We start from the raw sequence: 315 nt of genomic DNA on the forward strand, positions 1-315 counted from the left end.
GTTCCGTTGCGCTGCCCGGATTACACCAGTGTCAGCAAGCGCGCAAAGTCGGTTAATGTCAGTTTCAAAACGTTCACCCGAGGTGAAATCGCGCATCTGGTGATTGATTCCACCGGGCTGAAGGTCTTTGGTGAAGGCGAATGGAAAGTCAAAAAACATGGCCAGGAACGCCGTCGTATATGGCGAAAGTTGCATCTGGCAGTTGACAGCAACACACATGAAATCATCTGTGCAGACCTGTCGCTGAACAATGTGACGGACTCAGAAGCCTTCCCGGGTCTTATCCGGCAGACTCACAGAAAAATCAGGGCAGCA

The 315-nt window shown here is 51.4% G+C and carries 1 protein-coding gene; it reads left to right on the forward strand.

All coding sequences use genetic code 11. The features are described 5' to 3' along the window. Window positions 1–315, forward strand: a 315-nt coding sequence (locus OGY37_RS00025) for a transposase (protein WP_286619748.1), incomplete at both ends; no start/stop codon positions are given.

Source organism: Citrobacter sp. Cpo030, assembly GCF_030333005.1.
Classification (GTDB): domain Bacteria; phylum Pseudomonadota; class Gammaproteobacteria; order Enterobacterales; family Enterobacteriaceae; genus Citrobacter; species Citrobacter portucalensis.